The sequence below is a fragment of the Brevundimonas sp. FV1ps31S genome (assembly GCF_058681265.1).
Map to the genome: position 1 here is coordinate 541,952 of NZ_CM178735.1, position 22,249 is coordinate 564,200.

Here is a 22,249-nt window from a genome sequence, read left to right on the forward strand (position 1 = left end):
GGTGCATCCGCAGGGCGCTTCCTCGTTGAGACCGGGATTATGGATCCTAGGGACAAGCCCTAGGATGACGGCGTGAGAGGGGGCCGCCCCTCAATCCCCGTGCTTGCCGTTGCTGGAAAACTCCGGCGGCGCGGCCTTGTGCACATACTGCTCCGCCACCAGCCAGGCCTTGAACGGCCGCAGACAGCCCATGCACATGGCCACGAGGATCGGCAGGGTCACGACGGCGTGCACCCAGATCGGCGGCTTCACCGTGAAGTCGAACGCCATCAGCAGGATCATGCCGACCAGGCCCACCGCCGTCATGACGAAGAAGGCCGGGCCGTCGGCTGGATCGGCGAACCCGTAGTTCAGCCCGCATTTCGGACAGGCTTCGCGCAGGGTCAGATAGCCCTTGAACAGCGGGCCTTCGCCACAGCGGGGGCAACGGCAGGCCAGGCCGGTCTTGAGCGTGTTTAGCCGGGGATAGTCAGTCATGCCCCATCATGCGCGTTTCGTCTCGATCTGTCGCGTGGACGAACGGTCCACATCGGGTAACGCGGTTAACCGCGATTAAAGGGCTTGTGAGGCAAGGCTCGACGGATATGTCCGGGACCCCGCACGCAAAGCGCATCTTGAAGTCGACCGTGGCCGCCGCCGCGGCCGGCGCCGTCGCCTTTGCGCCCCTGTCCGCGCCGGCCCAGGAAGGGCGTCCGTCTGATCCCCTGTCGATCAGCATCGGCGAGTCCAGCCAGTTCACCCGGGTCGAGTTCGGCGGCGTCGTCGGCGTCCGCAGCCAGGTCCGGCGCGAGGCCGACAAGATCATCGTGCGGCTGGGCGTCTCGGCCGCGCCCGATATCTCGCGCCTGCGCGTCGATCCGCCTCAGGGGGTCAAGGCCGTCGAGACCCGCATGGCGCGGGGCGGGGCGACAGACCTGGTGCTGACCCTGGCCGAGGGCGCCGAGGCGCGCTACGGCGTCGCCGACGGCGCCGTCTGGCTGAACCTCTATGCGCCGGGCAAGGCGCCCGCTCCGACGGCCGAAGAGCGCGCCTCGATCGTCAATTCGGTCGTGCCCGTCCGCGCCGTCTCCACGCCTGACAAGACGGTGCTGACCTTCCAGTGGGGCGCGCCGGTCGGCGCCGCCGTCTTCCGCCGGGGCGAGGCCGTCTGGGTCGTATTCGACGCCGCCGCCAAGATGGACATGGCCGGGGCCAAGGCGCTGGGGCCGGCCAAGGACGCGCGCTGGGCCGCCGGTCCCGACTATACCGCCGTGCGCATCGCCGCTGCGGACGGCCTGCCGGTCTCGGCGGAGGGCCAGGGCGGGACCTGGACCGTGACCATCGGCGGTCCGCCGGCGGGCGCCTCGGGCGTCGAGGTCGATCGTTCCGACGACGGCTCGGCGACCCTGGTGGCGCGGATGGCGGGGGCGACCAAGACCGTCTGGCTGACCGATCCCCTGGTCGGCGACCGTTTCGCCGCCGTCACCGCCCTGGCGCCCGGCAAGGGGTTTGCGGGCGCGCGCAGCACCGTCGATCTCAGCCTGATCCCCACGGCCCAGGGCCTGGCGGTCGAGACAACGACCGACGACCTCAAGATCGAGGCGGCCGGCGATCTGGTCACGCTCAGCCGTCCGGAAGGTCTGACGCTGTCGCCGCCGTCGGCGATGCTGGAGGCGGCCGGCGCGGAGGACGACACGCCGAAACGCGCGGCCCATCCCGCCTTGATCCTGGAGGAATGGGCGACGGCTGGCGAGGAGGGCTTTTCCGCCCGCTATCGCCGTCTGCAGGATGCGGCCGCCGAAGAGACCATAGCCGGGACCGACAATCCGCGCGCGCCGATCGCGGCCCGGATGGCCCTGACCCGTTTCCTGATCGGCTCGGGGCTGAACTACGAGGCGATCGGCGTCCTCGACGCCCTGATCGCCAAGGCCCCCAACATGCAGGGCGAGCCCGAGGTTCGCGGCCTGCGCGGCGCCGCCCGCGTCGGCGTGGGCCGGCTGGAAGAGGCCCAGGTCGACTTCGCCGGCGGCTCGCTGTCCAATGATCCGGCGACCAAGGTCTGGCAGGGTTATCTGGCCGCGCAACAGGGCGACTGGGAGGGGGCGCGCCGCGCCTTCGCCGCGGGGGCCTCGGTCATCGACGACTTCCCCAAGGAATGGCGCGCCCGCTTCGGCGCCGCTCACGCCCTGGCGGCGATCGAGACCAACGACCTGCCGGCCGCGCGCCAGCTGCTGGACTATGTCTTCAGTCAGAACGCCTCGGCCGCCGACCAGTTGACGGCGCGGGTGGTCCAGGCCCGCCTGTTCGACCTGACCGGCGACAAGGAGCGGGCGCTGAAGGTCTACAAGGCCGTGGCCCGCGCGCCGCTGGACGGCATCGCCACCCCCGCCAAACTGGGCGCCATCAGTCTGGAAATGGAAAAGGGCGTGCTGACGCCCGACCAGGCGGCTCAGCAGCTGGAGCAGTTGAAGTGGCGCTGGCGCGGCGACGCGACCGAGCTGGCCGTCATCCGCAAACTGGCGAACCTGTATTTGCAGCAGGGGCGTTACCGCGAGGCCCTGGACGCCCTGCGCGGCGCCGGCAAACGGATGGCGGGCGTGCCGGGCGCGGCCGAGATCCAGGCCGACCAGTCCAACGCCTTCCGCGCCCTGTTCCTGGAGGGCGCCGCCGACGGGCTGCAGCCGGTCCAGGCCCTGGGCCTCTTCTATGATTTCCGCGAACTGACCCCCATCGGCGCCGACGGCGACGAGATGGTGCGCCGCCTGTCGCGCCGCCTGATCGACGTCGATCTGCTGGATCAGGCCGCCGAACTGCTGAAGCACCAGGTCGACGAGCGCCTGGACGGCGTGGCCAAGGCCCAGGTCGCCACCAACCTGGCCACCGTCTATCTGATGGATCGCCAGCCGGAGAAGGCTCTGCAGGCCATCTGGAGCTCGCGCACGACCCTTCTGCCCAACGCCGTCAACGCCGAGCGCCGGGCGCTGGAGGGGCGCGCCCTGATGGACCTGGGCCGCTATGACCATGCACTGGAGGTGTTGGACCGCGATCAGTCCGCCCCGGCGCGCGAGGTGCGCGGCGACATCTTCTGGAAACAGCAGAAATGGGCCGAAGCCGCGCCCCTGTACGAGGCCCGCCTGGGGGACCGCTACAAGCAGGCGACGACGCCGCTGACGCCTTCAGAGGAAAGTCTGCTGATTCGCGCCGGCGTGGGGTATTCGCTCAGCGGAAACCGCGCGGCGCTGGATCGGCTGCGCGGCCAGTATACGCCCTTCATCGCCAAGGCCCGTTCGGCCAATGCGATCCGTGTTGCGCTCGACGACAATCTGTCCGGCGTGGCCGGAGCCGGGGATTTCGCCGGTCTGGCGTCCAGTGCGGACACCTTCGTCGGCTGGGTCAATGCGGCGAAACAGGATTTCAGAAGTGAAACGGGCGGGAATCGCCCCGCGACCCCCGCCCGTTAAATCAGCTTGCCGGTCCCGGTCGGGACCGAAAAACCTTAGCCGTTGACGGCGTCCTTCAGGGGCTTGGACACGCGGAAACGGACGGCCTTGGAGGCGGCGATCTTGATGGTCGCGCCCGTGGCGGGGTTGCGGCCTTCACGCTCGGCGCGGGCGGCGGTGTCGAAGACGCCCAGGTTCGAGATGCGGACGTCGCCGCCGGCCTTCAGGCTGGCGTGGATGTTTTCGACGATCGCCGTCAGCACCTTGCCGGCGTCGGCCTGCGAGACACCGGCGTCCTTGGCGACGGCGGCGATCAGTTCGGCTTGAGTGGTCATAAGAAACATTTCCAGTGTTAGTCGCCCGATTCAGGGCGAGGACTGGGGGATCAACACGGATTTCGTCCGGTATTGCAAGCGTGTAAAAGGCGCAAAGCCTTATGGGGCGGGGATTATCCGGTTCCGGACGCCTTCTGGAAGCTCTCGACCAGGCTTCCCGCGACCAGTCTCCAGCCGTCGACCAGCACGAAGAAGATCAGTTTGAACGGCAGGGAAACCACCACCGGCGGTAGCATCATCATACCCATGGACATCAGCACGCTGGCGACCACCAGGTCGATGACAAGGAACGGAACGAAAAGGAGAAATCCGATTTCGAACGCCTTCTTCAGCTCGCTGATCATGAAGGCCGGAGTGACCACCCGCAGGGGCAGATCCTGCAGGTTGGTCGGCGCCTCGACGCGGCTCAGCCGGGTGAAAAGCGCCAGGTCCGAACGGTCGACCTGGGCCAGCATGAAGGTTTTCACAGGTTCCGCCGCCGCATCGAAGGCCTGGGGCAATTCCATCTGCTGATCCAGCAGCGGACGGATGCCCGAATCATAGGCGTCCTGCCAGGTCGGGGCCATGACGATGGCGCTCAGGAACAGGGCCAGCGACACCAGAACCGCGTTCGGCGGCGACTGCTGCATGCCCAGGGCCGTCCGCAACAGCGACAGGACCACGACGATTCGCACGAAACTGGTGGTCATGATGACGATCGACGGCGCCAGCGACAGCACGGTCATCAGACCGATCAGTTGCACCACCCGCTGCGTGAGGCCCGCGCCGCTGCCCAGGTCGATGTTGACGGCCGATCCCCCCGCCGCCGCATCCTGGGCGAAGGCCGCCAGGGGCCAGGCCAGGCAGACCAGGGTGGTGAACAAGGACAGCAGGGCTGCGCGCTTCAGCTCCGACGCGGCGGGGACGGCAAACACCTTCTCCCTCCCCCTGCGGGGGAGGGGCGTCGCGCAGCGACGGGGTGGGGGCGGCAAGGCGACGTCGCACTGAACTGAGACAGGACCGGTGCGTGTTTGGCCCAACCGTTCCCACCCGGCTTCGGCTACGCCTCCGCCCCCCTCCCCCGCAGGGGGAGGGAGAAGGTCACTCCCGCCCCTTGGCCCCTTCACTTGAAGATCTCCGTCTGGCGCGGCTCGATCAGTTCGCGGCCTTCACCCAGCAGGATCAGCCGCTCTTCCTCGTCGATCCGCACCAGCACCAGCCGCCGCGCCGGATCCAGCACCAGGGTCTCGACCACCTGCATCCGCCGCTCGCCGCGCTGGGCGTTCAGCCTGGCCATCAGCTGCGGCGCATAGCGGCGCGCCGCATAGGCGGCCAGGCCGATCAGACCCAGGGTGAAGGCCAGGCCGAAGACGGCGCGGGCGAGATCGAGGAAATTCATACGCTTGGGGCCCCGCGCTGTCGGCGCTGTTCCCATGAGTCTTAACCACCACGGTTAACGACCGGTTTAGATAACGGCCTGTTAACCATGCAGGCGGCATTTTCTGCCCATCGCGCGCATCCGCGCCACGGGAGATCGCCATGGGCGTCGCCGACATTCCGCTGCTGGGGCAGATCAAGGGCCGGCTGGGCTGGCTGGACGAGCGTCAGCGGGTCATCGCCGAGAATGTGGCCAACGCCGACACTCCCGGCTTCGTCGGACGCGACCTGAAACAGCCGACCGACTTCGCCGCCGCCCTGCGCAGGGGCGGGGGCCTGCAGATGGTCCGCACCAACGCCGCCCACCTCGCGCCCGCCGTCAGCCCGCCGCGGTTCGATGCGTCCAAGTCGCCCGATTCGGAAACCACGCTCGACGGCAACTCCGTGGTGGTCGAGGAGCAGATGCTGAAGATGGCCGAGAGCCGCATGGCCTATGACGCCGCCATCGGCTTCTACCAGAAGTCCATGTCGATGATCCGCATGGCCGCCAAGAAGCCCGGCGCGGGCTGAGACAAGGACTGATCCATGCCCGAGCCCATTCCCCCCTCGAACAGCGCCATGGCCGTGGCGGCCTCGGCCCTCAAGGCCCAGCAGTCGCGGATGCGCGTCATCGCCGAGAACATCGCCAACGCCCAGTCCACGGCGCGCACGCCCGGCGGCGAGCCCTATCGCCGTCAGGTGCCGGTGTTCCAGGCGCGAGAAGTGGACGGCGCCACCGGCGTCGCCCTGGCCGAGGTCCGGCCCGACGACAGCGATTTCAAGATGGACTACGACCCCTCGCACCCGGCCGCGAACGAGCAGGGCTATGTGATGCGGCCGAACGTCGACACCCTGGTCGAGGCCATGGACATGCGCGAGGCCCAGCGCGCCTACGAGGCCAATCTGAACGTCATCGAGACGGCGCGGTCGATGGACAGCCGCACCCTCGACATCATCAAACGCTGAGGACTAGGCCATGAACCCGATGATGGCCGCTCGCGCCTACGCCGCCGTCCAGGGCTCCGCCATGCCCACGGCGGCGCAACCGCCCGCCTCCGGCGACAACGGCTTCGCCGACCTGGTCAAGAACGCCATGACCGACATGACCCAGCAGTCGCGGGCGGCCGAGACCCAGATGAACCAGTCGATCCAGGGCAACGGCAATCTGATCGACGTCGTCACGGCCCTGAGTTCGGCCGAGGCCTCGCTGGAAACCGTCATCTCCGTCCGCGACCAGGTGATTTCCGCCTACAAGGAAATCATGGCGATGCCGATCTGATCCTCTGGCCTCCCGCAGGGGCGCTGCACTCATCGCTCTGAAGCCGTCGCGCCTCACCGGATCGATGGAGCCGAGGCCCTGCGCCGCGTCGAGCGCAGATCGCGGAGAACCAGGGGCGCCAGGGTCCAGGGCTCGATACAGTACCGGCGGAACAGGCGACGCGGGTCCTGCGCCAGACGATAGGCCCACTCCAGTCCGGCGCGGCCCATCCAGCGCGGCGCCGACTTCTGGACGCCCGCCTCGTAGTCGAAGGCCGCGCCGACCGACAGGATCGCGCAGTCGGGCAGGTCGTCCAGCACGGCCAGGATCCACAGCTCCTGGCGCGGCATCCCCATGCCGACGAACAGGACGTGCGGCTGGAAGGCCCGGATATCGGCCAGGATTTCCGCATTGTCGGCCGAGCCGGCGCGGGCGTCGAAGAAGCCGTGGCGGGTGCGGATGTCCGCCCCGGGATAGCGACGGCCCAGGCGTCCGGCGGCCTCTTCGCCGACCCCCGGCGCGCCGCCGACCGACATGACCCGCCAGCCCCTGCGGTCGGCCAGGCTCCAGAAATGGTCGCGCCAGTCCAGATAGGTGCAGCGGTGAAAGCCCCGGCTGTGCAGGCCCAGGGCCCGCGAGACCCAGATCATCGGCGTCGAATCAACCTCGATCAGGTCGGCCCTGTCGTAGAAGGCCGCCATCTCGGGATGTTTCTGGATCAGATGCAGGCTGTGCAGATTATGATTGGCGATCAGGCTCTTTCGCCCTTCGTCCACCGCACCCTGGACGTGATGCAGCACCTCTTCGGGCCTGACCAGATCAACCAGCTGCCCGAACATGAGCACGCGTTCGCGGCGGCGCCGGCGCTTGCGGAAGGCCGCGCGCGGGGTCGTGCGCCGCTCGGGCGTGTCGGACGTGCGGGCGGGGGCCGTCATGCCGCTTCAATAGGCGAAAACCTCTCAAGGCGCGGTAAGCGAACAGGCTTAACATCGCCCCCGGGCGCAGCGCGTCCCGGCCTGCGGCGCCGCTTGGGAAATAAAACCGACCGCCGACGAAAAAACTCTGTTGACCCCGCCCGGACGCTCCCTTAGAGGTCCGCGCCTTCCCGATGGAAACGCCGCAAGGCGCTGCCGACGGGGCCCAGATGGCGGAATTGGTAGACGCGCTGGCTTCAGGTGCCAGTGGCTTAACGGCCGTGGAGGTTCGAGTCCTCTTCTGGGCACCATATTATGAACGGCGTCGTGTTTTCGGACACGGCGCCGTTTGCTTTTGGGGCCTATCGCCTCGCGCGCGGCGCTCTGCTGCTTGACGCCGTTTTGTGAATGCGGGCGGCCCCTGCCTGAGGCGGTTCGCGATGCTGTAAGCCGTTTCGTCCCGTCCCCCACCCGTGTAAGAACCAGACCATGACCGTTTACCTGCACGAGGGCGACCTGCCCGACGACCTGGACCTGGGTTCCGACGTCGCCATCGATTCCGAGACCATGGGCCTGCGCTTCCGCCGCGACCCCCTGTGCGTGGTCCAGCTGTCGTCCGGCGACGGCGACGCCCATGTCGTGCGCCTGAACCGTCCCGCCTACGACTGCCCGAACCTGAAGCGGCTGCTGACCGATCCGGCGGTGACCAAGATCTTCCACTTCGGCCGTTTCGACATCGGCATGTTCCTGCTGCACCTCGGGGTCGAGACGCGGCCGGTCTATTGCACCAAGATCGCCTCCAAACTGGCCCGCACCTACACCGACCGCCACGGCCTGAAGGACGTGGTGCGTGAGACGGTCGGCGTCGACCTGTCCAAGGCCCAGCAGTCGTCCGACTGGGGCGCGGCCGAACTGACCCAGGCCCAGCTGGACTACGCCGCCTCGGACGTCCTCTATCTGCACGCCGCCCGCGCCAAGCTGGACATGATGCTGGCGCGCGAAGGCCGCACCGAACTGGCGGCCCGCTGCTTCGACTTCCTGCCGGACCGTTCGGCGCTCGATCTCGCCGGCTGGGACGAGATCGACATCTTCGCCCACAGCTGAGGCGCGCTTGACCGAACCCGGCGAACAGTCCCGCATCGAGGCCGACGAGGCCAGGGTGGCCCTGGCCGGCGCCCGCTGGCGCGCGCGGTCGCGGCGCGTCAAACTGTATCGTCGCGTCCTGCCGATCATCATTCTGGTGCTGGCGGGGGGCGCCCTGACCTGGACCGTGTTCCGCACCGTGATGTCGGGCGTCGAGCGCAAGGCCAGCCAGGGCCAGGAGGTGCGGCTGGACAAGCCCCTGTTCCACGGCCAGGACGCTCAGGGCCGCGCCTTCACCGTCGGCGCCCAGGGCGCCGTCCGCGACCCGGCCACCGGCCATTTCCGCCTGGTCGGCCCGGCGCTGAAGCTGAACCTGGGCGGCCGCAAGGTCACCGAAATGACCGCCGACGGCGGGACCTACAACGAACAGGCCAAGACCGTGACCATCGGTCCGAACGTGCGGATTTCGGACGGCGGATCGGGCTTCGTCCTGACCACGCCCGAGGCTGTGGTCGACACCAGCACGGGAATCATCACGGGTTCACGGGGCGTTCAGGGCGCGGGCCCTATTGGAACCATCAACGCTTCGTCCTATGCGATCTATGATCAGGGCGAGCGCGTGGTGTTCAAGGGCTCTGGCGACACCAAGATAAGCGGGACCATCAATCCCTCGGGATCAGGCGAATGACGGCGATGACATCCAAACTTCTCGGCGCCAGGGCTTTCGGCTTCAAGGCGGCCGCCACCCTGGGGGCTCTGGTCCTGCTGGCTTTGCCGGCCGTGGGCGACGCCCAGAGCGTCGGCGCGACCTCGCGCCAGCCGATCGCCTTCGGCGCCGACGACGGCGAACAGACGACCGACCGGATCAGTCTTCGCGGCCGGGCGGAAATCACCCAGGGGCAGAACCGCCTGCGGGCCGAGACCATCACCGCCTTCCGCGACGCCCAGGGCGATTTCACCCGGATCGAGGCTGCCGGGACGGTCTATTTCGTCACCCCCAGCCAATCGATGCGCGGCGACCGCGCCGTCTACACGATCTCGAGCGGCGAACTGGTGGTGACCGGAAATGTCATCCTCAACCAGGGCAAGAACGTCCTGACGGGCGGGCGATTGACCTATGACGTCAACAGCGACGCGGCGACCATGTCGGGCGCCCCGAGCGGCCAGGGCGCCGGCAGCCGCATCCAGGGCGTCTTCTATCCCGACCGGACGAACTGAGGCCCTCGGGCCCCGGCCTGTCAGAACGGACAAAAGCATTTGGCGCGCAAGGAACTCTCCGCTCTCAATCTGGACGACCGGCCGGCGGCCACGCCCGAGCCCGAGATCGCGACGCCTGAAAAAGGTCTGCGGGTGCGCAACATCGCCCGCGCCTTCGGCCAGCGCCAGGTGGTGCGCGACGTCTCCCTGACGGTCCAGCGCGGCGAGGTCGCGGGTCTGCTCGGCCCCAACGGCGCCGGCAAGACCACCTGTTTCTACATGATCACCGGCCTGATCCCGCCGGACTCGGGCTCCATCTGGCTGGACGGCGAGGACATCACCGGCCAGCCCATGTACCAGCGCAGCCGCATGGGCCTGGGCTATCTGGCCCAGGAGGCCTCGATCTTCCGCGGCATGACGGTCGAGCAGAACATCAAGGCGGTGGTCGAACTCAACTATCCGCGCGACCAGCTGGACGCCGAGACCGACCGCCTGCTGAACGAGCTTCACATCGACCACCTGCGCCACGCGCCCGCCACCGGTCTCTCCGGCGGTGAACGCCGCCGGGTCGAGATCGCCCGCGCCCTGGCCGGCCGGCCCTCCTTCATCCTGCTGGACGAACCCTTCGCCGGCATCGACCCCCTGGCCATCGCCGATATCCGCTCGGTCATCCGCTATCTGGCGGGCCAGGGCATCGGCGTCCTGATCACCGACCACAATGTCCGCGAAACCCTGGACATCACCGACCGCGTCTCGATCATCTCGGGCGGCTCGGTCCTGTTCGAAGGCACCGCCGACGAAGCCGTCGCCGACCCCGAGGTCCGCCGCGTCTACCTGGGCGAAAACTACGCCTGACGCGCCCCCTCCGTCACGGCGCTCCGCGCCGCGCCACCTCCCCCAAGGGGGGAGGATCTCCGTCATCCCACTCCTCCCCCCCTGGGGGAGGTGGATCGCCGCGCAGCGGCGAGACGGAGGGGGCCCGAACGTGATCAACTATCCTAATGACGCTGGTCTCACTTCAATGATTCCAATGGCTTGTTAGATTCTCACCCCCTCCAACCAACCACCCTTCCCACCCCCCTCATAATACCCCCAGTCTCGTCGCTAGGAGGGCTCGTAAGGCCTGCGACCTTGCGGCGGCGGGAGCGTAGGGATCAGGGGCGGGGGTGGGATCCCCCCGCGCCGCATGACGGTGCATCGGTGGGCTCATCCCGCGCAGAAACGTCGGCGGAGGACTCGGGGTTAGGAACCCGGTCGCACTCGGGACGATCCTTCGCAGGGATCGCCGACCTGACGCAGGCCTTGGGGAAGAGGCATCACAACTGCCGCTTCAATATCCCCGGCCGGCAGAAACACCCTGCGCGCGGAGCGTCTGTCTTCGTCGAAACGGTAAAAACTATTCACCCCGGGCGAGGCCCGGCGCTCCGTCCTGCCCTCCACTCGCGATGGGCCTCCAACTTCGCAGCTGAGGCGCGAGGGGGCTTCTGCACACCCGTGTTCCCGCGCCCGTGTTCCGGCGTTTGTCGGGCGTTAACCAATAGGCCGCCATTCTGCACAGCAAGTTCCGGGCCAGTTCGGCGCGCCGGGGGGATTTTTCGAACGTGATCGGGCAACGTCTAGAGATCAGACAGGGGCAGGGGCTGGTCATCACGCCCCAGCTGCAGCAGGCGATCAAGCTGCTGCAACTGTCGAACCTCGAGCTCGAGGAGTTCGTCGAGGCCGAGCTGGAACGCAATCCCCTGCTGCAACGCGACGAGCCCGAGGGCGACGGCCCCGAGGCCCCTGACAAGGTCTCAGACGCCGCGTCCGACGGCGAAATGTCCTTCGGCGACGGGGTCGGTCAGGATTCCGTGGCCTCGATGGACGCCGGGTCTGACGACGTCTACGGCGACGCCGCCCCGGGCGAACGCACCAGCGACCGCATGACCGACGAGGCCCAGCCCGGCCTGTCCGACTGGTCCAGCGCGGGCAAGGGCGGTCAGGTCTTCGAAGGCGACGGCGAACGCCCGGACGCCCACGAGCTGACCCTGTGGGAGCATCTGCAGGCCCAGGCCTCCTCGGCCGGCCTGTCGCCCGCCGACCACGCCATCGCCCTGACCCTGATCGACGCCACCGACGAAGGCGGCTATCTGCGCGGCGAAATGGCCGAGTTCGCGGATCGCCTCGGCGTCGGCCTGGATCGGATCGAGGCGGTCGTGGCCGTCTGCCAGGGGTTCGAGCCGACCGGGATCATGGCCCGTTCGGTGCCCGAATGTCTGAAGCTGCAACTGATCGAGCGCAATCGTTTCGACCCGGCCATGGGCGCCCTGCTCGACAATCTGGACCTGCTGGCCCGGCGCGACCTGGCGGGCCTGAAGAAGGTCTGCGGCGTCGACGGCGAAGATCTGACCGATATGATCGCCGAGTTGAAAGCCCTGACGCCGCGCCCCGGCGCCGGCTTCGGCGGCGAACCGGCCCAGACGGTCGTGCCCGACGTCCATGTGCGGCCCGATCCCGCCGGCGGCTGGCGGGTCGAACTCAACGCCGACACCCTGCCGCGCCTGTTGATCGACAAACGCTATCACGGCCTGGTCCAGGCCGGCGCGCGGTCCGACACCGAAAAGACCTTCGTCGCCGAATGCGCCGCCCAGGCCAGCTGGCTGGTCAAGTCGCTGGACCAGCGCGCCAAGACCATTCTGAAAGTCTCGTCCGAGATCGTGCGCCAGCAGGACGCCTTCCTGGCCTTCGGGGTCGAGTTCCTGCGGCCGCTCAATCTGAAGACCGTCGCCGACGCCATCGGCATGCACGAATCGACGGTCAGCCGCGTCACCTCGAACAAATATGTCTCGACCCCGCGCGGCGTGTTCGAGCTGAAATTCTTCTTCACCGCCTCCATCCAGTCGGTCGACGGCGTCTCGACCCACTCCGCCGAAGCCGTCCGTCACCGGATCAAGGCGATGATCGAGGGGGAGGGCCTGGGGGGGGACGTTTTGTCCGACGACCGGATCGTCGAAATCCTTAAGGAGACGGGCATAGATATAGCCCGTAGGACCGTCGCCAAGTACCGGGAAGCCTTGAGGATTCCGTCCTCGGTCGAACGCCGCAGGATGCTTAAGACCGCCTGAAGCGTGACCACAAATCGGTGATCTTGATTGACACCAAAAGCGGGCGGGAGCGTTCTATCCATATGCAAGTCCAAGTCAGCGGCAAGCAAGTGGATGTCGGCGAAGCGTTAGGCTCGCGCATCTCCCAGGAACTCGAAGACGGGGTCGGAAAATACTTCGCCCGCGGCGGTGACGACGCCGAGGTCGTGGTGTCCAAGGACGGCCACAACTTCAAGGTGGACTGTTGGGTCCGCCTCGCGTCGGGCCAGACCCTGGTGACGACCGGAATGGGCGGCGACGCCCATTCGGCCTTCACCGAGGCGCTGGACCGTCTCGAAAAGCGCGTCCGTCGCTACAAGCGCCGGCTCAAGGATCACCACATCGGGCCCAAGGGGCTGTCGCCTGAAAAGACTGAAAACGCCGCCCGCGAAGTCGCTCGCAGCATCGTGCTGCGGGATCCCGACAGCGTGGAGGACGAGGTCTTCGGCGACGCCAACGACGCCGATGGCCCTCCGCCGGTTGGCATGGTCATCGCCGAGACCGAGCACGAGATCCGCACCATCACTGTGGGTCGCGCAGTCGCCGAACTCGACATGACCGGCTATCCGGTCGTCCTGTTCCGCAACGCCGCGCATGGCGGCCTTGCGGTCGTCTATCGTCGCCCGGACGGCAATGTCGGCTGGATCGATCCGGAACGTACGCGCAAGACGAATGGTCATTAAGACTTACGGCTTAGTTTGACTTTGTCGCGGGAGCCTCTAAAGGGGCGCCCGCGACCGCCAGTCGCTTGTCTGGAGTTGGGTTGCCCATGGACATCGCGGATTTGCTCGCCCCCGACGGCGTGGTGCTGCGTGGGGGCGCGTCATCCAAGCGTCAGGCGCTTCACGCCGTCGCCGAGGCGGCTTCGCACGCCCTGGGCGTGGACCAGGGCCGCATCTTCGAGGCCCTGCTGGAGCGCGAAGCCCTGGGATCGACGGGTCTTGGGTCCGGCGTCGCCGTTCCCCATGCCCGGTTGAAGGAAATCGACCGTGTTACGGCCGTCTTCGTGCGTCTCGATACGCCCGTGGCCTATGATGCGGTGGATGACCGCCCTGTCGATCTGCTGTTCGCCCTGTTCGCCCCGCCCAAGGACGGGGCTGAACATCTGAGGGCTCTGGCGGCGGTGTCGCGGGCCCTGCGTTCGCCGAACCTGCGCGAACAGCTGCGCCAAGCCGGCGCTGTCGACGCGATCAAGGCCCTGTTCGTCCGCGACACGGCGCCGGCGACAGCGGCCTAGGACGGCCACGCCGGCCCGCAAGTGCGTGGCGAACCGGCGCGCTCAACTCAGTGAACCGACACCGGCTCCAGCTCGTGGGCCACGGCGGCGGCGAAAGCGGTGTCGCGGTCCAGCATCACGGCCAGACGTTCACCGTCGGCGCTATGAACCGCATACAGCGACTGGTCGGGGTCGAAGGCCATGTCCTTCATCTCGACCGCGTCCTCGAGCAGATCGGAGGCCTTGACCTCGCGCACATAGACGAGGTCGGGTGCGCCCAGCCCGGCGAAATCTTCCTTGGTCATCATCATCGGCGTCATAGGACCGCCTCCTTCAACTTGACAACGCCCGGATCGCCGGGCGGTTCGAACGGTCGCGCTTTTCAGCCGGCCGTGATGGGAATGCGCCGCACCTGGCGTTCCGCTTCGGGCCGGATCAGGTCGACGTGCAACAGGCCGTGCTCCAGCCGCGCGCCCTGGACCTCGAGCCCGTCGGCGAGGACGAAACTCCGGACGAAACCGCGTGCGGCTATGCCGCGATGCAGGAAGGCCTGCTCGCCCTTGCCCGCGTCGTCGCGTTTGCCGCCGATGGTCAGCTGCCGCCCTTCCAGGGTGATCGCCAGTTCGTCCGGTGCGAAACCGGCGACGGCCAGACTGATGCGGACCCCCGCCTCGCCGATCTGTTCGACATTGTAGGGCGGATAGCTCTCGGCTGCAGCCTTTGCGGCGCGGTCGATCAGGGCGCGGGTGTGGTCGAAGCCCAGCAGGAACGGGCTGTCGAACAGGATGGTGCGGGTCGTCGTCATCTGGGTCCTCGAAAAAGCGACCGACCGTCGGCCTCCCGCAATCGGCAAGGCTCCCGGTCACAGATGAAGATGGGGGCGGACAGGGACGGGATCAACCGCCCCTGTCTGTGACCTCAGTGGATGGCTTCGCCATGCTGGGTATAGTCCAGTCCCTCGACTTCTTCGTCCCTGGTGACGCGCAGGCCCGTGGTGAACTTGCAGATCATCAGCACCGCGAAGGTGCCCACCGCGCTCCAGACAATGGCCCCGCCCAGGCCGATGGCCTGTTTCCACACGGTCGCGCCTTCGGACAGGGCGTTGACGCTGGTGGTGGCGAAGACGCCGGTCAGCAGGGCGCCGACAATGCCGCCGATTCCGTGCACCCCGAAGGCGTCCAGACTGTCGTCGTACTTCAGCGCGTGCTTGAGCCAGACGGCCCCGGCGTAGCAGGCCGGACCGGCGATCAGGCCGATGAAGAAGGCGCCCTTGGGATCGACGAATCCGGCGGCGGGGGTGATGGCGACAAGACCGCCGACGATGCCCGACAGTAGGCCCAGCAGGGTCGGACGCTTGCGGTCGAACCATTCGATGGTCATCCAGCCCAGGGCGGCCGCTGCGGCGGCCAGGATGGTGTTGAAGGCGGCGGTGGCGGCCAGGGCGTCGGCGGCGCCGGCCGATCCGGCGTTGAAGCCGATCCAGCCGACCAGCAGCAGGCCGGTGCCGATGGCGCTGTAGACCAGATTGGCGGGGGCCATGTTGTCGCGGCCGAAGCCGTGGCGCGGGCCCAGCACCAGGGCGCAGACCAGGCCGGCGACGCCGGCATTGACGTGGACCACCGCTCCGCCCGCGAAGTCCAGAACCCCCAGCCCGCCCAGATAGCCGCCGCCCCAGACCTGATGGCAGATCGGCGCATAGACGATCAGGTGCCACAGGGCGAAGAACAGCAGGCTGGCTGAGAATTTCATCCGCTCGGCGAAGGCGCCGGCGATCAGGGCCGGGGTGATGATGGCGAAGGTCATCTGGAAGCTGACGAACAGCAGCTCCGGCAGGCCGGGCAGCAGGCTGTGCGCCGTCTGCATCGTCACGCCATTCAGGAAGGCGGCCTGCACCCCGCCGATCAGGCCGTTGACCGCATCGGGACCGGCGCCGAACGACAGCGAATAGCCGACCAGGAACCACAGCACCGAGACGATGGCGAAGGCCGCCGCCGACTGGGCGATGACGCTGATGATGTTCTTCTTGCGCACCATGCCGCCGTAGAACAGCGCCAGACCCGGCAGGGTCATCAGCAGCACCAGGGCGGTGGACGTCAGGATCCAGGCCGTCGCCGCATTGTCGATGGCCAGGGGCGCCTGATGCGCCAGCAGGGCGGGGGCCGCCAACGCCGGTGAGGCGAGCGACGCCGCCCCTGCAACGACAATGGCGGAAAGGGCGGCGGTTCGGGTCATTTCAGGCGTCTCGGGGAGGAGAGGTAAGGAACGGCTCAGCCAAGTCTCAGGCTGAAGTCTTAAGCCGTTCCTCCGTCCTGACAATGTCCGTGAGCGGCAGGATGCGCACGAAACGGTCAAGCGTGGTTTCCCAGTCGCCCAACAGGCGCCGCGCCAGGGGCGAAGCCGTCGCCGCAAAATGGGCCTCGACCAATCCGCGCACCCGTTCGGCCGCCGCCGCATCCATGTCGGCCACGCCCGCCAGGTCGCCGTTCAGGGCCCGCTCGGCATGACCCGGCTGGTCCAGCACGAACAGCTCGCCGCCGCTCATGCCCGCCGCCAGGTTCCAGCCGACCGAGCCCAGCACCACCACCCGACCCCCGGTCATATACTCGCAGCCATGCGCGCCCAGGCCCTCGACCACGGCCTCGGCCCCCGAGTTGCGGACCGCGAACCGCTCGCCCGCCGCGCCGGCGACGAACAGTCGACCCGAGGTCGCGCCGTACAGGGTGGTGTTGCCGCAGATCAGCTGATCCTCGCGCCATTCGGGCGTGCGGACCGAGATCTCGGCGCCCGACAGACCCTTGCCGACATAGTCGTTGGCCTCGCCGGTCAGGTGCAGTTCCAGACCCTTGGCGGCGAAGGCGCCGAAGCTCTGGCCGGCGATGCCTTCAAGACGCAGCTTCAGGCGACCCGCGGGCCCTTGGGCGCCGAAGCGCCGCACGATGGCGGAGGACACGGCGGCGCCGACGGTCCGCTGGGTGTTGTTCAGCGGATAGGACAGCTCCAGCGTCTGGCCGCGATCCAGGAACCGCACCGCGTCCTTCAGCACCCGGGCGTCCAGGCTGTCGGCGATGGGCTTGCGCACCTTGTCAGCCCACTTGCCGGCCGCGCCTTCGTCCACCCGAACCAGCAGGGGGTTCAGGTCCAGGTCGTCCAGGTGCGACCCGCCGCGCCGGACCTGACGCAACAGGTCGGTGCGGCCGATGATCTCGTCCATCGTCCGCGCCCCGATGGAGGCCAGGATTTCGCGCGTTTCCTCGGCGATGAAGGTGAACAGGTTGACCACCTTGTCGGGCGTGCCGGTGAACTTCTCGCGCAGCCGATCGTCCTGGGAACAGACGCCGACGGGGCAGGTGTTCGAATGGCACTGGCGCACCATCAGACAGCCCATGGCGATCAGTGCGGCGGTGCCGACGCCGTACTCCTCGGCGCCCAGCATGGCGGCGATGACGACGTCGCGACCGGTGCGCACCCCGCCGTCGGTGCGCAACGTCACCGAGCCGCGCAGATTGTTCAGCGTCAGCACCTGGTGGGCTTCGGCGAGGCCGATCTCCCACGGCAGACCGGCGTGCTTGATCGAGGTCTGGGGCGAGGCGCCGGTGCCGCCATTGTGGCCGGCGATCAGGATGGCGTCGGCGTTGGCCTTGGCCACCCCCGAGGCGATGGCCCCGATGCCCGAGGCGGACACCAGTTTCACCGTCACCTTGGCGTCGGGGTTGATGGCCTTCAGATCATAGATCAGCTGGGCCAGGTCCTCGATCGAATAGATGTCGTGGTGCGGCGGCGGGCTGATCAGGGTGGTGCCGGGCACGGCGTGGCGCATCCGGGCGATGAACTCGGTCACCTTGAAGCCGGGCAGTTGCCCGCCCTCCCCGGGCTTGGCGCCCTGGGCCACCTTGATCTCGATCTCGCGGCACTGGTTCAGATATTCGGCTGTAACGCCGAACCGGCCCGAGGCCACCTGTTTCACCGCCGAGTTGGCGTCGTCGCCGTTGGGGCGCGGGTGATAGCGTTCCGGATCCTCGCCGCCCTCGCCCGAGACAGAGCGGGCGCCGATGCGGTTCATGGCGATGTTCAGCGTCTCGTGCGCCTCGGGGCCAAGCGCGCCCAGGGACATGGCCTGGGTCAGGAAGCGGCGGCGGATGTCCGACACGCTCTCGACCTGATCGACCGGAATGGCGACGCCGTCGCGGAAGTCCAGCAGGTCGCGCAGGCTCAGGTCCGGCTGGTTGCGAACAGCCTCGGAGAACTGCTTGAAGCGGCGATAGTCGCCCCGGTTGCAGGCGTCCTGCAGCAGGTGGATGGTCTTGGCTTCGTGGGCATGGGCCTCGCCGCCCGAACGGATCTTGAAGAAGCCGCCGATGGCGGGCGAGGGCTGGGCCTCGCCCCAGGCCACCTTGTGCCGCTTCATCGCCGCCTGTTCTAGACCGGCTAAACCGATGCCGGAGATGCGCGACGGGGCGCCGGGGAAGAACTCGGCCGTCAGGGCGCGCGACAGGCCTAGCACCTCGAACTCGCAGCCGCCGCGATAGGCGGAGATGACGCTGATCCCCTTGCGCGCCAGCGTCTTCAGCAAGCCCGCCTCGATGCCGTGCTTGTAGTTCAGGCAGGCGTCGCGCAGCGTCAGGCCGGGATACAGGCCCCGATCCAGACGTTCCTGGAACAGGTCCTGGGCCAGCCAGGCGTTGACGGTGGTGGCGCCCACTCCGACCAGGACCGCGAAGCCATGCGGATCAAGCGTTTCGGCCGTGCGGACGACGATCGAGCAATAGGTGCGCAGGCCCGCGCTGGTCAGGCGGCCGTGAACTCCGGCGGTGGCCAGGATCATCGGCGCGGCCAGACGGCTTGCAGAACCCTGCTGATCCGTCAGGACGATCAGGGCGGCGCCGTCGCGGGCGGCGGCCTCGGCCTCGTCCATGATCCGGTCCAGGGCGGCGCGCAGGCCGGTGCCTGAACGGGCGTCGTCGGACGGCACGTGATAGCTGCAGTCGATGACCACGGTCGAACCGGCGCCGACTGTCTCGACCATCCGCTCGTACATGCCGTTGGTCAGGACCGGGCTGTCCAGCACGAAGACGTCGGTCTGGGCCGCTTCCTGGGCCAGGATATTGCCCAGGTTCTTGAACCGGGTCTTCAGGCTCATCGCCCCCGCTTCACGCAAGGGGTCGATGGGCGGGTTGGTGACCTGGCTGAAGTTCTGGCGGAAATAGTGGCTCAGCGGGCGCGGCAGGGCCGACAGCACCGCCGGCGGGGCGTCGTCGCCCATAGAGCCGACGGCCTCCTTGCCATCGCGCACCAGGGCGTCCAGCAGCAGGTCCAGGTCCTCTCGGCTGTAACCGGCGGCGATCTGGCGACGGGTCAGATCCTCGCCCGAGGTCGAGCGGGGCTCCGGTCCGGGGCCGATGATCGGCTCCAGATCCACCATATTGTCCAGCCACTCCGTATAGGGGTGGGCGGCGGCCAGGGCGTCGATGGCCTCATGCTCGTCGTACAGACGGCCGTGCTTCATATCGACGGCGATCAGCTTGCCCGGGCCGATGTGCAGACGGCGCTTCACCCGGCTTTCGGGGATCGGCACCAGACCGGCTTCCGACCCGGCCATCAGCAAACCGTCGACCGTCTCGACCGCGCGCAGGGGGCGCAGGCCGTTGCGGTCCTTGCCCGCCACGATCCAGCGGCCGTCGGCGGCGCAGATGGCGGCCGGGCCGTCCCACGGCTCCATCACCGCATTGCAATAGGCGTAGAAGGCCCGGTGCTCGGGCGGCATGACCACGTCGTCCTTGGCCCAGGCCTCGGGGATCAGCAGGGCCTTGGCCATCGGCGCGGGGCGCCCGGCGTGGACCAGCACCTCCATGACATTGTCCAGTGCGGCGGAGTCCGACCCGCCCGGTTGGACCACCGGCTTCACCTCGCGGTCGCGATTCCCGAAGGCCTGTGCGGCCATGCGGATCTCGTGCGACTTCATCCAGTTGAGGTTGCCCTTCAGCGTGTTGATCTCGCCGTTGTGGGCCAGCATGCGGAAGGGCTGAGCCAGCTTCCATTCGGGGAAGGTGTTGGTCGAATAGCGCTGGTGGAAGACGGCGTAGGCCGAGACGAAGCGCGGGTCTTCCAGGTCGGGGTACAGGTTCCCCAGCAGTTCGGCTCGCACCATGCCCTTGTAGGCGATGGAGCGTGCGGACAGGGTGCAGATGTAGACGGCGGCCAGGTTCTCGGTCTTGACCGTCTTCTCGATGCGGCGGCGGCACAGGTACAGCTCGCGCTCCAGCGCCTCGCCGTCCAGCGGCTGTCCGGCATCGTCCAGCGGTGGAGCCAGCATGATCTGTTCGATCTCGGGCCGGGTGGCGCCGGCCTTGGTTCCGACGACCGACAGGTCGATGGGCGTCTGGCGCCAGCCGTAGATCCAGAAGCCGGCGCGCAGGGCCTCGGTCTCGACGATGGCGCGGGCGCGGTCCTGGGCGCCCAGATCGGTGCGCGGCAGGAAGACCTGGCCGACGCAGATCGGGCCGGGACGCAGGGACTGACCGATCAAGGCCACCTGGTCGGCGAAGAAGCCCTGGGGAAGTTCGCACATGACGCCGGCGCCATCGCCGGACAGGCCGTCGGGATCGACGGCGCCACGGTGGGCCACGGCCTTCAGGCTGCGGATCGCATATTCGACCACGTCGCGGCGCGGCGTGCCGTCGATGGAGCAGACCAGGCCCACGCCGCAGGCGTCGCGCTCGGACGCGCGATCATAGGCGTTGCTCGCTTCCAGTCGGTCGCGGGTCTCTTCGTACTTATCCAGCCATTGGGTCATGCCGCGACCTCCTCGGTGCGGGTCTTCAGATAACGGTCGATCTCGGCGGCGGCGTCCTGGCCTTCCCGAACGGCCCAGACGACCAGCGAGGCGCCGCGCACCGCGTCGCCGGCGGCGAACACGCCGGGCAGGCTTGTGGCGAAGCTGACGGAGCCGACCTTGATGGTGCCGTCGTCGCGCAGACGCAGATCGGGCTCATGCGCCGCGAACGGCTCGGGCGAGAAGCCCAGGGCTTCGATGACGATGTCGGCCGGAATGTCGAAGTCGGCGCCGGGGACGGGTACGATGTCGCGCCGCTCGCCGGGAGCGGCTTCGGTCAGTTGCATCCGCGCGGCGCGAACGCCGGTGACGACATCACCTTGCGACAGCAGCGCCTTGGGCGCGCCCAACCATTCGAAGACGACGCCTTCCTCTTCGGCGTTCACGACTTCGCGGGCCGAGCCGGGCATGTTCTCGCGGTCGCGACGATACAGGCAGGTGACGGACGCCGCGCCCTGACGGACAGCGGTGCGGACGCAGTCCATGGCGGTGTCGCCGCCGCCGATCACCACAACCCGCTTGCCGCGCGCCTCGTGCCAGCCGTCTTCCTCGGCGTCGCCCAGGTCGCGCCGGTTCTGATGCGTCAGATAGGACAGGGCCGCCACGGTCGAGTCCGGCCCGCGGCCCGGCGCCGACAGGATGCGCGGCTGGTAGACGCCCATGGCCAGCAGGACCACGTCATGGCGCTCGCGCAGTTCAGTCAGGGTCACGTCCTTGCCGACCTCGCAGCCCAGCACGAACTGGACCCCGCCTTCAGCCAGACGGTCCACGCGCCGCTGGACGACATGCTTCTCCAGCTTGAAGCCGGGGATGCCGTAGATCAGCAGGCCGCCTGCCCGGTCGTGGCGGTCATAGACGGTGACCTGATAGCCTTCGCTGCGCAGACGGTCTGCGGCGGCCAGGCCGGCAGGGCCCGCGCCGACGATGCCGACGCTCTCGCCGCGTTCGGCCGCCGGACGGATGGGCTCGACCCAGCCATTGGCGAAAGCCTGATCGCCCAGCCAGGCCTCGACCGAGCCGATGGTCACGGCGTCCCAGCCGGACTGGTTCAGGGTGCAGGCGCCCTCGCACAGCCGGTCCTGCGGACAGATGCGGCCGCAGATCTCGGGCATGGTCGAGGTCAGAGAGGCGACGCGCCAAGCTTCACGCGGCTCGTTCTCGGCCGACAGGCGCAGCCAGTCGGGGATGTTGTTCTGAAGCGGACAGGCGTTCTGGCAGAAGGGCACGCCGCAGTCGGTGCAGCGCGACGCCTGTTTCTCCGCCGTCTCGGTCGAGGGCGGAATCGTAATCTCTCCGAACCCGCGTGCGCGCAGTTCGGCCGAGGCCTTGGATAGGCGGCGTGGTTCGACGACGAAAGTCCCGCCTTGCTTCAGGGTCTTATGCATAAGGCGCATATGCCGCAATCGGACCAGTTGAGGCAAATATTATTGCTGTGAGCCGTTCGCAGCTGTGAAATTCGCAAAGAACATCCGGTCTAGGAC

At 68.1% G+C, this 22,249-nt stretch carries 21 protein-coding genes and 1 tRNA gene; 12 read left to right on the forward strand and 10 right to left on the reverse strand.

Going from position 1 to position 22,249, the window contains the following annotated elements; translation table 11 throughout:
* Positions 1–90: 90 nt before the first annotated feature.
* Positions 91–477 (reverse strand): DUF983 domain-containing protein, encoded by a 387-nt coding sequence (locus ACVPT3_RS02530; RefSeq protein WP_492042647.1) that lies wholly within the window; start codon positions 475–477, stop codon positions 91–93.
* A 137-nt stretch (positions 478–614) separates the two neighbouring features.
* Between ACVPT3_RS02530 and ACVPT3_RS02535 the strand changes: the two genes are divergently transcribed.
* The gene (locus ACVPT3_RS02535; protein WP_492042648.1) at positions 615–3,440 is read left to right on the forward strand and encodes a hypothetical protein; all 2,826 of its coding nucleotides are present in this window, start codon (positions 615–617) and stop codon (positions 3,438–3,440) included.
* Positions 3,441–3,475: 35 nt separating this feature from the next.
* On the opposite strand, the gene ACVPT3_RS02540 is transcribed toward ACVPT3_RS02535, so the two are convergent.
* From ACVPT3_RS02540 to ACVPT3_RS02550, 3 genes are all read right to left on the reverse strand, one after another.
* Positions 3,476–3,754 (reverse strand): HU family DNA-binding protein, encoded by a 279-nt coding sequence (locus ACVPT3_RS02540; protein WP_008263548.1) that lies wholly within the window; start codon positions 3,752–3,754, stop codon positions 3,476–3,478.
* Between the two features lie 113 nt (positions 3,755–3,867).
* Complete coding sequence (gene fliP, locus ACVPT3_RS02545) at positions 3,868–4,668, reverse strand: flagellar type III secretion system pore protein FliP (RefSeq protein WP_492042649.1); 801 nt, start codon at positions 4,666–4,668, stop codon at positions 3,868–3,870.
* Between the two features lie 188 nt (positions 4,669–4,856).
* Positions 4,857–5,132, reverse strand: coding sequence for a flagellar biosynthetic protein FliO (locus ACVPT3_RS02550; RefSeq protein WP_271163761.1), 276 nt, complete (start codon positions 5,130–5,132; stop codon positions 4,857–4,859).
* 140 nt (positions 5,133–5,272) lie between these two features.
* Between ACVPT3_RS02550 and flgB the strand changes: the two genes are divergently transcribed.
* Genes flgB through fliE form a run of 3 tightly spaced genes read left to right on the forward strand, consistent with a single transcriptional unit; the run spans position 5,273 to position 6,428 of the window.
* Positions 5,273–5,680: a flagellar basal body rod protein FlgB gene (gene flgB, locus ACVPT3_RS02555; protein ID WP_492042650.1), complete on the forward strand. Its 408-nt coding sequence runs from the start codon at positions 5,273–5,275 to the stop codon at positions 5,678–5,680.
* A 15-nt stretch (positions 5,681–5,695) separates the two neighbouring features.
* On the forward strand, positions 5,696–6,115 hold the full coding sequence (gene flgC / locus ACVPT3_RS02560; protein WP_492042651.1) for a flagellar basal body rod protein FlgC: 420 nt from the start codon (positions 5,696–5,698) through the stop codon (positions 6,113–6,115).
* Positions 6,116–6,125: 10 nt separating this feature from the next.
* Entirely contained in the window at positions 6,126–6,428 is a 303-nt protein-coding gene (fliE, locus tag ACVPT3_RS02565; protein ID WP_492042652.1) for a flagellar hook-basal body complex protein FliE, read from the forward strand.
* A gap of 53 nt (positions 6,429–6,481) precedes the next feature.
* On the opposite strand, the gene ACVPT3_RS02570 is transcribed toward fliE, so the two are convergent.
* Complete coding sequence (locus ACVPT3_RS02570; RefSeq protein WP_492042653.1) at positions 6,482–7,342, reverse strand: WecB/TagA/CpsF family glycosyltransferase; 861 nt, start codon at positions 7,340–7,342, stop codon at positions 6,482–6,484.
* A 203-nt stretch (positions 7,343–7,545) separates the two neighbouring features.
* On the opposite strand from ACVPT3_RS02570, the gene ACVPT3_RS02575 reads away from it, so the two are divergent.
* From ACVPT3_RS02575 to ACVPT3_RS02610, 8 genes are all read left to right on the forward strand, one after another.
* Positions 7,546–7,632, forward strand: a tRNA-Leu gene (locus ACVPT3_RS02575).
* A gap of 178 nt (positions 7,633–7,810) precedes the next feature.
* On the forward strand, positions 7,811–8,425 hold the full coding sequence (locus ACVPT3_RS02580) for a ribonuclease D (protein ID WP_492042654.1): 615 nt from the start codon (positions 7,811–7,813) through the stop codon (positions 8,423–8,425).
* Positions 8,426–8,432: 7 nt separating this feature from the next.
* Entirely contained in the window at positions 8,433–9,092 is a 660-nt protein-coding gene (gene lptC / locus ACVPT3_RS02585; RefSeq protein WP_492042655.1) for an LPS export ABC transporter periplasmic protein LptC, read from the forward strand.
* A 5-nt stretch (positions 9,093–9,097) separates the two neighbouring features.
* Positions 9,098–9,622 carry an LptA/OstA family protein gene (locus ACVPT3_RS02590; protein WP_492042656.1) on the forward strand — a complete coding sequence of 175 codons (525 nt, stop codon included), beginning with the start codon at positions 9,098–9,100 and terminating at the stop codon, positions 9,620–9,622.
* 39 nt (positions 9,623–9,661) lie between these two features.
* The gene (gene lptB, locus ACVPT3_RS02595; RefSeq protein WP_492042657.1) at positions 9,662–10,456 is read left to right on the forward strand and encodes an LPS export ABC transporter ATP-binding protein; all 795 of its coding nucleotides are present in this window, start codon (positions 9,662–9,664) and stop codon (positions 10,454–10,456) included.
* A 746-nt stretch (positions 10,457–11,202) separates the two neighbouring features.
* Positions 11,203–12,705: an RNA polymerase factor sigma-54 gene (gene rpoN / locus ACVPT3_RS02600; RefSeq protein ID WP_492042658.1), complete on the forward strand. Its 1,503-nt coding sequence runs from the start codon at positions 11,203–11,205 to the stop codon at positions 12,703–12,705.
* A gap of 62 nt (positions 12,706–12,767) precedes the next feature.
* Positions 12,768–13,406 (forward strand): ribosome hibernation-promoting factor, HPF/YfiA family, encoded by a 639-nt coding sequence (hpf, locus tag ACVPT3_RS02605; protein ID WP_492042659.1) that lies wholly within the window; start codon positions 12,768–12,770, stop codon positions 13,404–13,406.
* 86 nt (positions 13,407–13,492) lie between these two features.
* Positions 13,493–13,960 (forward strand): PTS sugar transporter subunit IIA, encoded by a 468-nt coding sequence (locus ACVPT3_RS02610; protein ID WP_492042660.1) that lies wholly within the window; start codon positions 13,493–13,495, stop codon positions 13,958–13,960.
* 47 nt (positions 13,961–14,007) lie between these two features.
* Here the strand turns inward: ACVPT3_RS02610 and ACVPT3_RS02615 are convergent, their stop codons facing one another.
* The 5 genes from ACVPT3_RS02615 to ACVPT3_RS02635 all read right to left on the reverse strand — a co-directional run bounded on the left by ACVPT3_RS02615 (position 14,008) and on the right by ACVPT3_RS02635 (position 22,153).
* Positions 14,008–14,259: a DUF1150 family protein gene (locus ACVPT3_RS02615; RefSeq protein WP_492042661.1), complete on the reverse strand. Its 252-nt coding sequence runs from the start codon at positions 14,257–14,259 to the stop codon at positions 14,008–14,010.
* 62 nt (positions 14,260–14,321) lie between these two features.
* Positions 14,322–14,744: an Hsp20 family protein gene (locus ACVPT3_RS02620; protein WP_492042662.1), complete on the reverse strand. Its 423-nt coding sequence runs from the start codon at positions 14,742–14,744 to the stop codon at positions 14,322–14,324.
* A 113-nt stretch (positions 14,745–14,857) separates the two neighbouring features.
* Entirely contained in the window at positions 14,858–16,171 is a 1,314-nt protein-coding gene (locus ACVPT3_RS02625; protein ID WP_492042663.1) for an ammonium transporter, read from the reverse strand.
* Positions 16,172–16,217: 46 nt separating this feature from the next.
* Positions 16,218–20,729: a glutamate synthase large subunit gene (gltB, locus tag ACVPT3_RS02630; protein ID WP_492042664.1), complete on the reverse strand. Its 4,512-nt coding sequence runs from the start codon at positions 20,727–20,729 to the stop codon at positions 16,218–16,220.
* Positions 20,726–22,153, reverse strand: coding sequence for an NAD(P)-dependent oxidoreductase (locus ACVPT3_RS02635; protein ID WP_492043776.1), 1,428 nt, complete (start codon positions 22,151–22,153; stop codon positions 20,726–20,728). Before ACVPT3_RS02635 ends, gltB begins: the two co-directional genes overlap by 4 nt.
* Positions 22,154–22,249 lie beyond the last annotated feature (96 nt).

Coding starts and splice junctions, on each gene's coding strand:
- ACVPT3_RS02530 (WP_492042647.1), bottom strand. CDS start 477: ATGACTGACTATCCCCGGCTAAACACGCTCAAGACCGGCCTGGCCTGC.
- ACVPT3_RS02540 (WP_008263548.1), bottom strand. CDS start 3,754: ATGACCACTCAAGCCGAACTGATCGCCGCCGTCGCCAAGGACGCCGGT.
- ACVPT3_RS02550 (WP_271163761.1), bottom strand. CDS start 5,132: ATGAATTTCCTCGATCTCGCCCGCGCCGTCTTCGGCCTGGCCTTCACC.
- flgB (WP_492042650.1), top strand. CDS start 5,273: ATGGGCGTCGCCGACATTCCGCTGCTGGGGCAGATCAAGGGCCGGCTG.
- flgC (WP_492042651.1), top strand. CDS start 5,696: ATGCCCGAGCCCATTCCCCCCTCGAACAGCGCCATGGCCGTGGCGGCC.
- fliE (WP_492042652.1), top strand. CDS start 6,126: ATGAACCCGATGATGGCCGCTCGCGCCTACGCCGCCGTCCAGGGCTCC.
- ACVPT3_RS02570 (WP_492042653.1), bottom strand. CDS start 7,342: ATGACGGCCCCCGCCCGCACGTCCGACACGCCCGAGCGGCGCACGACC.
- ACVPT3_RS02580 (WP_492042654.1), top strand. CDS start 7,811: ATGACCGTTTACCTGCACGAGGGCGACCTGCCCGACGACCTGGACCTG.
- ACVPT3_RS02590 (WP_492042656.1), top strand. CDS start 9,098: ATGACATCCAAACTTCTCGGCGCCAGGGCTTTCGGCTTCAAGGCGGCC.
- hpf (WP_492042659.1), top strand. CDS start 12,768: ATGCAAGTCCAAGTCAGCGGCAAGCAAGTGGATGTCGGCGAAGCGTTA.
- ACVPT3_RS02610 (WP_492042660.1), top strand. CDS start 13,493: ATGGACATCGCGGATTTGCTCGCCCCCGACGGCGTGGTGCTGCGTGGG.
- ACVPT3_RS02615 (WP_492042661.1), bottom strand. CDS start 14,259: ATGACGCCGATGATGATGACCAAGGAAGATTTCGCCGGGCTGGGCGCA.
- ACVPT3_RS02620 (WP_492042662.1), bottom strand. CDS start 14,744: ATGACGACGACCCGCACCATCCTGTTCGACAGCCCGTTCCTGCTGGGC.
- ACVPT3_RS02625 (WP_492042663.1), bottom strand. CDS start 16,171: ATGACCCGAACCGCCGCCCTTTCCGCCATTGTCGTTGCAGGGGCGGCG.
- gltB (WP_492042664.1), bottom strand. CDS start 20,729: ATGACCCAATGGCTGGATAAGTACGAAGAGACCCGCGACCGACTGGAA.
- ACVPT3_RS02635 (WP_492043776.1), bottom strand. CDS start 22,153: ATGCATAAGACCCTGAAGCAAGGCGGGACTTTCGTCGTCGAACCACGC.